The organism is Ruania rhizosphaerae, assembly GCF_009805705.1.
GTDB lineage: Bacteria > Actinomycetota > Actinomycetes > Actinomycetales > Beutenbergiaceae > Ruania > Ruania rhizosphaerae.
Genome location: NZ_VSMB01000009.1, coordinates 1 through 14749 on the forward strand (window position 1 = coordinate 1; position 14749 = coordinate 14749).

Sequence of the window (14749 nt, forward strand, 5' to 3'; positions counted from 1 at the left end):
GCACCCGCAACGCCGAGTACAAGCGTTCCTGTCACGACAGCTCGATCCGCGTGCCGTTGGCCCTATGCGGCCCGGGCTTCGACGGCGGTGGCCGCGTGGACCGGCCCGTCAGCACCATCGATCTGCCGCCCACCCTGCTGGATGCGGCCGGGATCACCGTGCCGGAGCAGATGCAGGGCAACTCAATTGTGCCGCTGCTGCGTGATCCAGGTGCTGACTTCCCGCGGGAGGCGTTTGTGCAGGTCAGCGAGTCCGAGTTGGGCCGCACCCTGCGCACCGACCGGTGGAAGTACCACGTGGTGGCCCCGGATACCGATCCGTGGATCGAGCACAGCGCCGATCGCTACGTGGAGGCCGAACTGTATGACCTGGCCAACGATCCCCACGAGCTGCGCAACGTCGCCGGCGTCCCCGCCTTCCGCGAGGTGGCCGACGAGCTCCGGGAACGGCTCCTCGCCCGCATGGTCGCAGCGGGGGAGAAGCCGCCGGTGATCGAGGAGGCGCCGGAGCGCGCTTCGCACGTGCAGCCCGAGACCAGGGCCTACTCAGGTGAGTGGGTGCCGGCCCGGTACGCCCACCAGCAGCCCAGGCGTAGCCAGTTGTGAACGGCCTCATGCTCGCGCGGATCTACTCACTTGGCTTGCCCTTAGACCGTATGAAGATGCCCTTCTTGAGCGGGTGATGCGGACCTTCGACAAGTCGCACTTTCCCAGTTCAGAGGGGCATCTTCGTGTTCCCACGCCAACCCGCAACGCTCACCGATCGGTGGATTCTCAATGACTTTGTCAAGCCGTTCGGGGCAACGGGTTTCGGGTAGGTGGGGCGAGTTCGAAGGGTCGGTGGTCGCGGAGTAGCGCCCAGAGGACGTCGACGCGTCGACGGGCCAGCGCGATGAGCGCCTGGACGTGTCCGTGGCCCTATCCCCGCTTCTCCTGCTGGGCCTTGGCCGCGACCAGGGCAGTTGCTGCGATCTGGTCCGCGCTGCGGACCTTCCGCTTGGTCAGCCGGGCCCGCAACCGGGACTCGCCGATCCGGCGGATCGCCTGCGGGGTCTGGTAGCCGGTCAGCAGGGTCAGAGCGCCACGGCTGTGGGCGTAGTCGAACGCCCGCCTCCAGCGTGGGGAAGTAGCCGCTGAGCACGTCGCGGAGCCGGTTGACCATACGGACCCGGTCACCGACCAGGTCGGTGCGATGGGTCACCAGCAGCTGCAGCTCGGTCACCAGCGAGGTGGCGACCTCCACTTCCTGAAGATCGCCTCGGTGACGCAGCGTCTCGGCGATCACGTAGGCGTCGCGGGCGTTGGTCTTCGCCTCACCCCGGTAGGCGCCGGCCATCTGGTTCACCGTCCGCCCGGGCACGTATCTCACCGACTGACCGTGTGCCGCCAACAGCGCGAGCAGCAATCCCGACATGGTGCCGGTGACATCGACTCCCCAGACGACCTCATCCGCACGGGCAAGGACCCCGCCGACCGCGTCGAGAATGGTGGCCTCGTCGTTGGCCACCTTCGTCGACCAGACCGTGGTGCCGGCGTCGTCGAGAAGGCAGACCCAGTGGTGGGCCTTGCCGACATCGATGCCCGCCCACCCGAGCGGGATCCGTTCCTTCATCCATCTCCTCCTTCCAGCGCACGAACAATGCCGTGGCCCGAAGGAACACCCCGCCGACAGATCCGTAAACAGCGACCAGGACGCGCAGCTCAATCAGCAGTCAAGGCGCCCCAGAAGGAGCCGGGCGGCCAATCCATCGGAGCCATCAGGGGCAATCAAGGCTCCGCCACACCCAGCCCTCCCGGGCCACCCAAGAACTTACGGATCGAGGCTCAGTACCCGATGGGCCTGCAGACGATATGCCAACTCGGGCCCAACGGATGTCATCGCACCGATTAGTGCCCCAATCGACATCGTCGAGACCACCTCACCGCAGGTCAGAACACCGAGGCCCTGAGCCAATCCATCCCGTGAGCCAACTCGGGCCCAACGATTGGTCCTCAACACCGGGCCCCTCACTACGGGCACGCTCACGATGGACCCACCGGCCTAGCAGTTGCTCACCCAGCCCGAGTTCACGCGCCACATGCGCGATCGGGCGCCCGGTATCAACCACCAGCCGTGCAGCCTCAGCCCGGAACTCGGGCGTGTACTTCTTCCTCATCAGGACATCCATTCCAGCAGAACCCATCAGATCCCACCTCGATCGGTGTCCACAACAGGAGGCGAACCCCAAGTCAGGAGGAAGGAGGAGGGCGAGTGTGCGGGTGCGATATATGGATTCCGAGCGCGTCGTGCTGAGCTTGGCTTCGATTGACCACTGCTCAGGCGTGAAGAGTGACTGACCGTGTTTGTCCGGGTACATCTCCTGGCGAAGGCATCACGCACACCGACGTCGAGAATTGACCCGGATCCACGGTGACGTTTCGACTTCCCACATCCGATGAGGAGATGGCCGAGAACGCGAGTCGGAGACGGAGCGGTTTCGTGCTGCCGGTAGGGTCCGCTATGGCGATGCGAGCGTGACGAGCGGTTTGCCAGACCAGGATGACTGAGCATGCGCGCTCTGCTTCGATGCCGGCGACAGAGCCGGCTGCGAAGAAGTTGACTGCGGTCAGGTTCAACTCTGGAACGTCGATCGCGTGCACGTCCGGGGTTCGTGCCACGATCCTCGCGCGAGGCTGTTGTACTTCCTCAGCGACCTGCTGGGGTGAAGCGCCGGGAAGCAATGTGTAGGCGTAGCAACTGGCGGCGCTATTCTTGTGAGGCAGCCATAGAGTGACGAACTCGCGGATGAGGGGTGCCTCGGGACCATCGAGGTTGAGGCGACGCCACGACCCCTTCCTACGTTCGCGCAGGACGCGCAGCGTAGGGGTGTCGTGAAAGATGTATCCGCCTACGCCTTCGAGATGTGCCCATTGAGCCTTCCCGGCAAACATCTGGCGCCCGGCCAGGATTTCGACGCCGTCGAGCAGTAGGACCTGCTGGCTGTCCTGCCCGAGGTTCCGGTTCTCGACCGTGGTTTCGGCAGGATGCCCAGTCCGTGACGTGATTCCCGATCCGACCGCGACGACGCGGTCGTCCAGGCAGAACCATGATTTGCGTCCGCGGATCAGGGGGTGTCCATCGGGGGGTGCCATCTCCTCGAGTTCCGTACCGACCACTGAGTACAACTCGTCGAAGATGGCTCCGCCGGCGAACGAGGCTCGAGCAGGCTTCGCGCGCTGCGCACGGAATTGATCCGGTTTGCTCGGCTGGGGATGGTCGACTGTTGTGCCAGGGAGTCGTCCGAGATCAACGGTTGGCCAGAACGCGTCATCGAAGTGTTGTCTATCGCCCCCGTACAGATACGTCATCCCGTCCCCGAGGTGGAAGGCAGCCTGATTCTCGCGACCTTTCTCGTACCAGGCGACAGCCCGCGAGGCCATGGAAATGGTGAGAGTCCATCCCGGTCTGCGGTGAACTGCCCGGGCCATCCCCGGGAAGATCTGTGAGCTAGCCGGCTCCGGCAGAGCTGTCACGCTGGGATCTAGCAAGAGGTCGCGCATGAGCGCGACCTCTGCGGGCGATCCGTGTAGATGGTGCGGTTCAGGCGATCGCTGCAGCCATCCGCAACAGCGGTCGCGCCATGCGCTCTCGCGTTCGATGAGGCCACTTCGGATGAGCCGGAGCATGATGCTGATGAGCAATTGGGCGCGACGGGCGCTGCTGTTGCGGGGCTCGCCAATCATCCGCCCGCGAACAGCATCCATCATCTGGCCATCGACGATCATCGGGCTGAAGGTGTTATCGACGACCTCAGTCAGGAACCTCTGTTCCGTTGTACTCAACGACCACTCAGTACCCGCGGTCAACTCTGTGTAAGACGCAACGGCGTTGAGCAGATCAATGCCGTAGTGGCCTGTGTATGGTACTGAATGGTGCTGGATGAAGGATCCGTCGCGATAGAAGCCGTCGCCAGAGTCGACGTACTGAAAGATGCTGTGTCGCCCCTGACCGAGCTGATCCACGAGCGCGCCGTACCCACGCTGGAGTTGAGAATTGTCACCGGCAAGAACTTCCCGAAGCATATGATTGTACGCCTTGTCGGCTCTGTTGGCACCGGTCTCCGGTACGTGAGGGAGCTTAGTTCGTACCGAGGGTTCGGGGACGAAATGATCGTAGGTATCGAGATAGTTGGTGAGCGCGACAGGGTCGAGGGCATCTTTGACCAGTGCGCACGTCTCGAGCATGGCTCGTGGGGATCCGATCTCATTGAAGTACCAGTTCCCGAAAGGGTGGCGTCCAGGATGATAGGCGCGTGCATGTGTGACAGCTAGCCCTTGCAGAACTTGCCGAAGGATTCTGGCATCGTTGTTGAACTGTGAGGATGGTGTGCGCCATGCCAGAGCCAAGCACCGGAGGTTCCGATAGGTTTGCCAGATGCTCTGCGAGGCGGCATATGACTCTTCGCGCATCAAAGGGAGCCCTGTGAAGAATCCCGCCCCACTGGCCTCAATAGCGTCGAGCACTGCCGACGCTCGGCGATCTACGGCGGCTACTGCCGAAGCGACTGCGGCGTCGGTGGGGTCGCTACCTGGGCCGACTACCGCTTCGTACCAAGCACGGAGCATTGATTCAGGCGTCTTCATCTGCTGCTTTCGTCGATCGCAGTGCGAATAAGTGTGACGTACTCGAGCGGTGCCAGGTGCCCTTCGTGCATCCAATCGAGGGCCACGGTACGTACTTCGTGAACCAGTTCGTTCTGGTCGAATGGTCTGCGGTCGTCGAGAACATCCATGAATGTGCATCCGTCTACGCGCTGATAGTTCGGCACGTCCGTCTCCGAAGATCCGATTGCGATGACCTCCTCATCGCTATGCGTGCCGCAGACGAATGCGACCGTGTAGATCGTGTGAACTCGACGGTTGTCGGAGATGACTACGACTGACGTAGTCCCGTCCCGCTGTTGGGCGGGAGAGATATGGAGGCTGGCGTCGGCATCCGTCGTCGCGGCATCGACGGTTGGTAGAGGATCGCCAGGCGCAAGTTCAACGACATAGTCGGTGACGGATGGATCGAATCCTTCGAGTGGCTCGGTGTCCATGGTGAGGGTCGCGAGCGTGGTGTCGTGCCCCTCAGTCGATGCTCGGAGGGAGTCGACCCAGAAAGTCCCTGGACCCGCCTGCCATTCCACGGTCTCGATTGATGCTACGGGGTGTCGGAATGGCACATCGGATGCGAGCAGGTCTCCGTTCAATTCGACATCCAGCATTTGTGTTGTTGTGTCCACGTGGACATCGAGTTCGTGCCAACGGTCGGCGTCGTAGGTCCCGATCTTCGTCCGGTTTCCGTCCGCGTCGACGATTCTAATCGATCCGTTGTTCACGAACCACAGGTGGAGTGCTTGTTCTCCACGATCTGCCGCGCTCAGCCTCACGATGAACTGTGCGGTCGTCTGGTCTGGCCGGAATCGCATCGTGTATGTGAGTTGTCCGCTTCCGGGAGGAAGGTCGCCGAGGAGATGAAAGAGCGTTGCTGAACTGTCGATCTGAAGGGACTGGCTGTCGCTGTAGCCGTCCTCGACGATGTACGTCTCACCATTCTCTGGAGTGAAGGTGCGCAGGCCCTCGGGCATCTCGCCGATCGGCTCATCGTTGAAGTCGAGCGAAGTGTGCAGGGGGGCATGGCGACTGTCGTTGAACACTTGTAGGCCGTCGCGGAGCACGGACAAGGCCGCACTGACTTGATTCTCCGTGGCGGTACTCCCGAGGTCGAGAACATCGTTCGCGTGGTCCACGTGACCTTGGAGATCGGTGACGGCCCCTGCGGGGTACTCACCGGTGTCATCCCCCGTGACGCTCGTAGCGAGGTAGGCCGTCGCGATCGTCGTCTCATTTTCGAGCGTTGCCAAGGTCTCGGCGGCGGCAGGTTCCGGATCAAGTGGCTCCAACTGGACGTCCGTGAACGTTGCTTGTGAGATGCCTGCTGTGTCGAACGCCGCGTTCCAGATACCGACTTCGATCGTCTCGCCCAGGTCGAGGGTCGCTTGCCCGGATTCGATCCACTCAGTCCCATCAAGGTAGGACGAGGTCACCAGGCCATCGCGATAGGTCAACCTGAGCGTGGCAGGAAAGGAGAGGTAGGGATTGCCTGAGACGTTCGTCGTCCTGCTTCCGGTCTCACTGCGAACCCCGACTGGCATCGCGCCTCCAGGGCGCACCCGTGGGGCCACCACAACAGAGGAAGAGGCGAGGTCATCGCGGATCATCAGACCCGCCATGGAGTTGACATGTACCTGGCTTACGGACTCGAGGGTTGCTGTGAGGGAGAATCCGTCGGGGTAGTCCGTCGGTGAGACGGTGCGGTGCACAAGATGGGCCGCGTCTGCCGTACCCCAGGCATCGCGCGCATTGGTAGCAAGCGTGAAGCGACCGTCGTCGTAGTCGAGGTAGGTTTCCGGATCGCTCCACGTTCCGACTTCGGTCGACGTCCAGCCCGTCGGAGCAGGGCTTTCACCTACTACGTAGGCACTGGTCTGGGTAGTGACCTCGAGACCGTCCACCTCGGCCGCGACGCGTATGCGTGCCGTTCCCGGTGCGAGGCCGTTGATCGTCCCTTCGGAGTTGACGGTTGCGACGCTTTGGTCACTACTGGAGTAGGTCACCTGCATCACTGAAGGATCGATGGAGCTGCCATCTGACCATGTGCCCGTGACGTCGACCGATGCGGTAGCGCCGACGGCAATGCCGAGGGCACTGTTCTGCGCGTCGAGGGTGTCGAGGACGCGGTCCTTGACGGCGATCTCGATTGTATCGACGAGCGTCTGTGAACCTGTGTCGACTGTGGCCGTGATGGTTGCCTGGCCTGTTTGGTGTGCTGTCACCACTGCATCGGTAACCGACGCGACAGCCGAGTTACTGGAGGTGAAGGTGACATTGTCTGGGTCGAGAAGGTCGACTATGCCCATCGTCGACTCCTGTATTGTTCGCAGGCTGGTCTCCTGGTCGACGGCGAGGGTTGCTTCCTCGTCTGTGGTCACCGAGATCGAACTCGGAGTGTCACCGACGAGGACAGGAATCGATACCTCGACGGTAGCCCCATCGGCGGTCGCCGATGCCGTAATCGCAGTCGCACCGACGCTGTGACCACTCACCCGGCCTGTGGCATCCACTGTTGCCACGGTGGGATCGGCGCTTGTGAACGTCACAGCATAGTCCTCGGCAGAGAGCAGTAGCCCGTGTTCGTCCCGCGCAACGATCTCCAGATCTGCTTCCGTACCTACTTCAAGGGCGACCTGGGTCGGGTCCTCGCCAGCAGTTGCATGGAGCCGAGCCAGCGGACCGGCGTCGAATCGGTCGGTGGTAGTGCCGATCTGGGATAGATCGATGTTCTCGATGCCGAGGGCGAAAGCAGGGGAGAACGGCGAGAGGGTGTAGTCACCCGACTCCGGGTCGCGGAACTGTGGATCGGTGAACTCGGAGTGTTGGTCAAACTGAGAGTCGCGGAAGAGTAGCCAGTCTCCTCCGTCGAGAACTCCAGATAGCCCAGTCACGCGGTACTCGTCGGCGACGTGATAGAAGACATTGTCGTCGGAGTGCTCCAAGCTGTCAGGTTCATAATTGAGGAAATCGTAGAACGCTGCCCCATCGGACTCGAGATAACTCACGTTGCGTGTGTATCGGTGCGCTACGGCATCGTTGTTGCCGTGCTGCATGTTGGCGATGGCCATAGCGGATGGGGTGTGAGAGTTCTCGATGAGGAAGTTGTTTTCCAGAGAGTTGTAGTGCCCCTTGATGGCGATTGGCCCATGGTGGGAAGAGTCGCTAGGTGCTCCGATGTCGTGGATGACATTGAAGCGAGCCGTGGCGTAAGTGTTCTCATTGTCGAGATAGATTCCGTAGGACGGGCCGCGATGCACCAGCTCCGCGCTGTAGTCGTGGATGCGGTTGTTCTCGATCACGTTACCGGGGCCGGTGGTGGTGAACGTGATCCCACCGGCATCGTCTGAGTTCTGCAGGACGCGTGATATGTCGTTGTATCTGACGATGTTGTCGCGACTGGTGAGTTCATGCGCCATGTCTGGGAAGCGACCTCCCTTCGCCCCGATTCCGTAGCGCGGCATGTCATGGATCACGTTGTGCTCGACAATGTTCTCGCCGCTTTGGTGCAGGAAGATTCCTCCCGCGTGCCCAACCAGGTCGCCGTCATGGTGTAGATAGTTGTTGGAGATGAGGTTCGACCGGTTGTCGTAGACTTGGTCGCCATTTCCATCGAATGTGCCACTGATGGTTCCCATTGCGAGGATGCCGTGATATCCGGCGCCCGATATCTCGTTTCCCGAGACGGTGATGTCCTGGGCGTATCGGTGGAGCGACACTCCATTCAGTCCAGCATTTGAAATGTTGTTGTTGACGACGCCAATGTCTTGCGCGTTCTCGATGTAGATGATTCCTGGCGTGTTGTCGTCGGCAGGTCGGTTCCATTCGATGTCATGGGTCTCACTGAAATAGCGGGTGAAGGATGAGGTACTGAGCTGCAGTCCTTCGATCCGAACATTCTCGATCGGCAGTTCCGGTGTCGAGCCATGGAGGGAGATGATCCTGTCCGTCGTTGGTGCCACGATCGTCGATGTGGATAGGTCAGACGTGGGCCAGTAGTAGAGGTAGCCGTCCGACTCGTCAAGGAAGAACTCACCCGGACTGTCGAGTGCCTCACGGAAGCCTTGGACGAAGTACCGTGCGTTGTCGTCTTGACGGATCGGACGAAACAGGTCTTCGGAAACTGTGACCGTGTTCGACTCCTGGTCGATCGTTGCTATTTCGATGGTGTCCATGAAGAACGGCCGAGTCCAGATGGTGACCTGCGCCCCTGCGGGCGGTGACCAAGCTGGAAGGTCGCCCTGCGTACGAAAGTCGCGCCACCCGTCCGGAGTGCCCTCGGTGTAGAGATAGCCATCGTTCGGGAACCGAGCCTTGGTTTGGCGTTCTCCGTCAACAAACACTTGCTCGAACGTCCACTCGCCGGCGGCGACCTCTGGCAGGTGGATTCGCTGGATGTCAGGGTGATCGGTAGCTTCCCAGGTCCCCTCGATCGGTTTGCCGCCCACCAGCTCTGGCGTAGCGCCGTCTGCGTTCGTCCAGGTGATGGTGTGCCCGTCTCGACCTGAGTCTTGTTCGTCGAGGTGAAGGCTGTCTTCGAGGTAGTACGTGCCGTCATGCAGGAGTACTTGTATGTCCGCCGTCATGCCCGAACTCACCTCTGTCCGGACATGGTCGCGTGCCTCAGAGAGTGTCGGGAACGGGTGTGCAGCCGATCCGTCTGCTGTGGCGGCATCGCTGTCAGGTGAGACATGGATCTCGAGCGACGAGGTAGCCGGTAGCGCGTCTGACGGTTGAGCGCCTGCGAGAGCGCCTGCCGATGCAAGCGCCGCGGTGATAACGATGGCGATGGGTGATCGGTTCAAGTGCACGTTCAGCCTTCCGTAGCGAGCGTCGATGCTCGGCCATAGATAGAGCGGTCACCCGGTACCCGGGTTGTCCGACAAGTAGAGTACTGCGTGTCTCTGTATCGCGTCAATCGCTTTCTGCGTCGAGATTGGTGCGTCTGATTGGTGTGGCCGATGAGATGCGTACGGATTGCTAGCGCAAATAGAGGCGGGCGGCCGTCGCGCTGGCGATTTCTGTACTGACCCCAACCTCGCCCAGCATCCGCAGTCCCGTGTGCCAGGTGGTCTCGTACGGGCCTTCGATCAGGCACAGTGGGTAGTTCGAACCGAGAGTGAGACGCTGTGGTCCGAAAGCGTCGAGTAGGACAGTGAGGCACCGGGCGCGACTGTCTCGGGAAACAGTGTGATGGTCGTGCACGATGGGGCCCGAGAGCTTGCATGCGACGTGGTCGTGCGCGGCGAGCTGCCGGATGTGATGCTCCCATTCGGTGATGTCCTGCCCGTCCAACGGCGGATTGCCGGCATGGTTGAGGACGAATGTCATCTCGGGGAGCTCGCTTGCCATCTGCACGGTTGCTGGCAGTTGGTCTGGACGGACAAGGACCTCGAACAGGAGGTCGCGCTCCTCGAGTTCATGGAGCCCTCGGAGGACGTCGGGGCGGATGAGCCAGTCCGGATCTGGGTCTCGTTGCACTGGGTGGCGCAGGCCACGAAACCGGTGTGAGGTCGTCTGGAGGATGTCGAGCTGCTTGGCGAGCTGTGGTCCAGCGAGGTCAGCCCATCCGATGACGGCAGCGATGAGGCTGTCGTCATCGGCAAGGTCCAGTATCCGTTGAGACTCTGCGAATGTTGGAATGGACGGTACGGAGACGATGGCGTCGACGTCGGTCGGGGCAGTATCGTCCCGGATGTTGTCTGGTGTGAACGGGCGGCGCACTGGCTGCAGGCGTGGTGCTCGGACCCACGAAGGATCGTCGACGAGATGTACGTGTGTGTCCAGCACCTGGGTCATATCAGTCCCTTCCGACGGAGGTCCTCCCACAGCGATGGGGGAACGGGGTGGTGAAGGTTCCTCACGTTCGCTCGAACCTCGGAAGCGGCGGCCGCGCCGACGGTCACCGACTTCACTGCTTGGTTCGTGAAGGGAAATTGGAGAGCCGCTGTCTGTAGGGCCACGTCGTGGCGTAGGCAGGCATCGCTGAGGTCGCGAGCTCGAGAACGCACCGCTTCCGACGCGGGGGCGTAGTTGAAGGTAGCGTCGGCAGCGTCAGGATTGGCGAGCACTCCGGTGTTGAAGACACCTGCCGCGGTGACATCGATCGCCAGCTCGGAGCAACGTGGAAGCAGCCACTCGGCGCCTCGCTGATCGAGCAAGGTCCATCGACCTGCCAGCAGGATCACCTCGAGACGGTGTTCACCGACGAAGGGACGGGCATACTCGGTCTGGTTGATCCCGATCCCGATCGCATCCGTGAGCCCCTCCTCGCGCATGCGTTCCAGTTCGCGGTAGGCCGAAACGCCGCCGTCCTCGGCGTTCTGCGGATCGTGCAGAAGTAGCCGATCCACGCGGTCCACGCGCAACCGTTCCAGGCTCTCGTCGAGCGAGCGCCGCACGCCTGACGGCGTGTAGTCGCCGACGGCGGCTCTCACCCCGTCCGGTCCGGTGCGGAGCCGTCGGCCTACCTTTGTCGACACACGGACCTGAGATCGTGGGACCTCGGTCAGGGCCTCGCCCAGGACCGACTCGGCAGCGCCGGCGTTGTACAGGGGTGCGACGTCGAAGGTGCGGATCCCACAGTCGAGGGCGGCCTGGACGGTCGCGTGAGCGACCTCGGGTTCGGACCGGGGTGGGCCCAGCCAGGCACAACCCAGTTCAAGCCGGGAGGCCTGGGCGGGGGTCGCCGTCATCGGCTCACCTCGGGCTCCGATCGCCCGCTGAGCGCGCTCATCTGGGGAACTAGATGCCAGCGGTAGGTGTCCGCCGGTTCGGTGCGCGCGGCCCAGGTGGTGCGGATGTCCAGATCGGCGTGTATCTCCTCGATCTCGGCTCGCACGCGGGCCGGATCCCATCCGTCCAGCACGAGGGCGGTCAGCTCGGTGACCGTCCCCGCATGGGCAGGGTCATCGGCCAGGTCGTGCACCTCGTGCGGATCGGCATCGAGGTCGAACAGCTGCACAGGCTGACCGTCGTAGTAGGCGAGCTTGTAGTGGCCGCGACGGACCATCCGCTGGATCGCTCCGTCGTCCGTGCAGTACTCCGAGTAGACCGCCTCGGGAACCTCGTCAGGCGCGTCGCCGGTCAGCGCGCCGAGGAGTGAGCGTCCGTCGGCGTTCGGCAGCGTCGGCGCTCCGGTGGCATCCAGCACGGTGGCGGTCAGGTCGACCCCTCCGGCCGGGGCCCGGTGAACCGTGCCGGCCGGGATGTGACCGGGCCAGGAGACCAGGCAGGGGACCTTCACCGACTCCTCATAGAAGGTCTGCTTCCACCACAGGTCACGGTTGCCGAGGTGGTCCCCGTGGTCGGAGGTGTAGACGACGATCGTGTTCTCCGCCAGGCCCTCCTCCTCGAGCACGTCCAGCACCTGCCCGACCATCACGTCCATGCGGTAGGTCAGCGCGTAGAACGCCGTACGGGCCCGGATGGCCTCCTCCTCGGAGACATCGGTGATCGCGGTCTGCTCCCGCCACCGTTGATGGTGGGGGTGATCAGGCAGGACCCGGATCGGCGCCGGTCCTATCTTCGCCTCGAAGCGGGCGTAGTCCTCCGGGTCGGCCACGTACGGCTGGTGCGGCAGCATGTATCCGACCGAGAGGGCGAACGGCTGATCGTCGCCGGCCCGCCGACGGGCTCCGAACTCGCGGAGGCTGTCCATCGCCGAGACCGTCACGTCCACATCGTGCTGCTGGTAGGGGTGTCGACCTGGGCCAGACCGGTCCAGACTGACCCGGGTTGGCCCGGCCGTGCCCATGAGGACGCCGAGGTCGGAGAGCTTGCCGCCGGGGTGGTTGGGGGAGTGGTCACCCACTGTCCGCTCGGAGAAACCGAGGAGCTGATCGGTGCCGATCGAGTGCAACCGCCCGACGAGCCGGGTGCGGTATCCGGTGGCCCCGAGTGCCTGTGGCCAGGTCGCGATCGAGCCCGGCAGTGGGTGGTCGTTCGTCCAGACGTGGTTGCGGTGCGGGTGGCGCCCGCTGAGCATCGACATCCGGGACGGTACGCAGATCGGTGACGGGCAGTAGACGTCGGTCAGCCGAGCGCCGCTCGCGGCCAGGCGATCGAGGTTCGGTGTCTCGGCCACTGGATCGCCGGCGCAGCCCAGCACGGTGCTCGTGTGCTGGTCGGACATCAGATAGAGCACGTTCGGTGGGCGCAACGTCGATTCTCCTCGGCGGTGGGGTAGGGGGTCAGGAAGGGATTTCAGGTGGTCGGTGTGGTCAGCCCTTGACGGCACCGGCGATCCCTTCGATGAAGTAGCGCTGCATGAACAGGAACACGATGATGATCGGCACCACCGAGATCACCGCGCCGGCCGCCAGACCGGTCCAGTCGACGCTGTACTCGCCGAAGAAGGAGAACATCCCCACGCCCGTCGTGCGTAGCTCCGGTGCTCCGAGCGTAAAGACGAGGGGGATCAGGAAGCCCTGCCAGCCGGAGATGAAGTTAAAGATGAACACCGTCGCTGTCACAGGGGTAGCGAGGGGGAACATGATCCGCAGGAAGATGCGCCAGTAGCCGGCGCCGTCGACGATTGCGGCCTCCTCCAGGTCGCGAGGGATCTGCGAGAAGTAGCCCATGAAGAGCAGAATGCCGACAATGTGCGCTGGGCCAGCCTCCGCAAGGACGATCCCGAACAGCGTGTTGTTCAACCCCAGCGCGTTGATCAGGATGTAGACGGGCAAGATCGTGTATCCCTTGGGAAGGAACATCGTGGCGACCAGGACTCCCACGATGATCTTCTTGCCCGGCATGTTTCCTCGGCCGAGTGCGTAGCCAGCCAGCGCTGAGACTGCGACGACCAGCACTGCAGATCCCACGGAGACGACCACGGAGTTGAACGTGTACTGCCCGAAGTTGGCGGAGTCCCACGCGCGGGCGAAGTTCTCGAAAGTTGGATCTGTTGGGATGAGATCCAGGTTGAAGATGTCGCCGGATTGCTTGAGTGCGGTGGAGATCATCCAGACGAACGGATACGTCCAGGCGAGACAGATGGCGATGAGGATGACGTGCGTCGGCACTTGCCTCACGCGCTGAATCCACGCGCGGCGTCGATTCTGGTTGGTCCGGCGGGTACGGATCGTTGTCGTGCCGACCCGGGGGCGATCGTCGGTCAGCGTCATCGCTCGTCTCCGTTCGTGGGTGCGGGACCGATCTGTGTACGTCGCCTCCTGCGCAGGAGCATGGGGAGGGAGCTCAGCAGCATGACAGCGACGCCGAACAGGATTCCGACTGCGGACGCGAATCCGAACTGTGGAGCCCCCTCGGGATCGAAGGCGTAGCGATAGATGTAGGTCTGGACGATATCGGTAGCACCGTTCGGGCCGCCGTCGGTCATCACCTTGATGATGTCGAAGGCGTTCATACTTGTGATGAAGGTCAAGAGCAGGATGACGATGCCGATCGGCACGATCAGGGGGACAGTGATACGCGCGAACTGTTGTACCTTGTTGGCGCCGTCGATGCGTGCAGCCTCGTAGAGTTCGCCAGGGACCGTCTGCAGCGCAGCCAGCCAGTAGATGATCGTGATCCCGATGCCCTTCCACATGTCGATCACGAGCACAGTCGGCAGAGCGAGCTCGGTGCTCCCAAGAAAGTTGATGGGTCGGTCCAAGAACTCACGGCTGAGCAGGAACTCGTTGATCGGTCCGCCCGAGGGGTTGAGCAGGATCGCGAAGACCACACCGACGACGGCGGTCGTCGTGACGACCGGAAGGAAGAGCAGGATTCGGTAGACGTTCCGCCCCTTGAGTGCGTTGTCGTTCAACACAACTGCAACGATGAGCGCCAGCGGAAGCTGGACGAAGATGGCGAAGGCAGCGAAGATTGCCGTGTTCTTGAATGCATTCCAGAACAGTGGGTCCCTGAACGCGCTATCGAAGTTGTCCAGCCCGACGAAGTTCTGCAGGGGGCCGTAGCCGGACCAGTCGAAGACTGAGTACACCCAGCTGGCGACCATAGGCCAAAGGGTGAACGCAATGAACAACACGATCATGGGAGCCACGAACAGGTACTGCCATCGGTACTGCCACATGCGAGCGGCAAGGGACTCGGCCTTCGTCGGCCGTGCCGCTCGCACGCTGCTGGTTGAGGAGACGGGCGTCACCTGCTGGACC

8 protein-coding genes and 2 pseudogenes are annotated in these 14749 nt (G+C 62.6%); 1 reads left to right on the top strand and 9 read right to left on the bottom strand.

Translation table 11 applies throughout. The features are described from left to right. Positions 1-605, top strand: a 605-nt coding sequence (locus tag FV560_RS12875; protein WP_159621959.1) for a sulfatase/phosphatase domain-containing protein, incomplete at its 5' end; no start/stop codon positions are given. A 330-nt stretch (positions 606-935) separates the two neighbouring features. Here FV560_RS12875 and FV560_RS12880 read toward each other — a convergent pair. The 9 genes and pseudogenes from FV560_RS12880 to FV560_RS12920 all read right to left on the bottom strand — a co-directional run. Further along, positions 936-1611: pseudogene (locus FV560_RS12880) on the bottom strand (IS110 family transposase); the annotation flags it as partial. Positions 1612-2017: 406 nt separating this feature from the next. Then, positions 2018-2182, bottom strand: a pseudogene (locus FV560_RS20680) (transposase); the annotation flags it as partial. A 133-nt stretch (positions 2183-2315) separates the two neighbouring features. After that, complete coding sequence (locus FV560_RS12890; RefSeq protein ID WP_159621961.1) at positions 2316-4622, bottom strand: polysaccharide lyase family 8 super-sandwich domain-containing protein; 2307 nt, start codon at positions 4620-4622, stop codon at positions 2316-2318. Continuing rightward, positions 4619-9217: an Ig-like domain-containing protein gene (locus tag FV560_RS12895; protein ID WP_159621962.1), complete on the bottom strand. Its 4599-nt coding sequence runs from the start codon at positions 9215-9217 to the stop codon at positions 4619-4621. Before FV560_RS12895 ends, FV560_RS12890 begins: the two co-directional genes overlap by 4 nt. 394 nt (positions 9218-9611) lie before the next feature. Then, entirely contained in the window at positions 9612-10430 is an 819-nt protein-coding gene (locus FV560_RS12900; protein WP_159621963.1) for an amidohydrolase family protein, read from the bottom strand. Next, a complete protein-coding gene (locus tag FV560_RS12905; protein WP_159621964.1) occupies positions 10427-11326 on the bottom strand; it encodes an aldo/keto reductase in 900 nt (299 codons plus the stop codon). The genes FV560_RS12900 and FV560_RS12905 overlap by 4 nt, the downstream gene beginning before the upstream one ends. Beyond that, entirely contained in the window at positions 11323-12792 is a 1470-nt protein-coding gene (locus FV560_RS12910) for a sulfatase family protein (protein WP_159621965.1), read from the bottom strand. The genes FV560_RS12905 and FV560_RS12910 overlap by 4 nt, the downstream gene beginning before the upstream one ends. A 61-nt stretch (positions 12793-12853) precedes the next feature. Then, on the bottom strand, positions 12854-13756 hold the full coding sequence (locus tag FV560_RS12915; RefSeq protein WP_159621966.1) for a carbohydrate ABC transporter permease: 903 nt from the start codon (positions 13754-13756) through the stop codon (positions 12854-12856). Beyond that, positions 13753-14592 carry a carbohydrate ABC transporter permease gene (locus FV560_RS12920; RefSeq protein WP_200837669.1) on the bottom strand — a complete coding sequence of 280 codons (840 nt, stop codon included), beginning with the start codon at positions 14590-14592 and terminating at the stop codon, positions 13753-13755. Before FV560_RS12920 ends, FV560_RS12915 begins: the two co-directional genes overlap by 4 nt. Between the last annotated feature and the right edge of the window lie 157 nt (positions 14593-14749).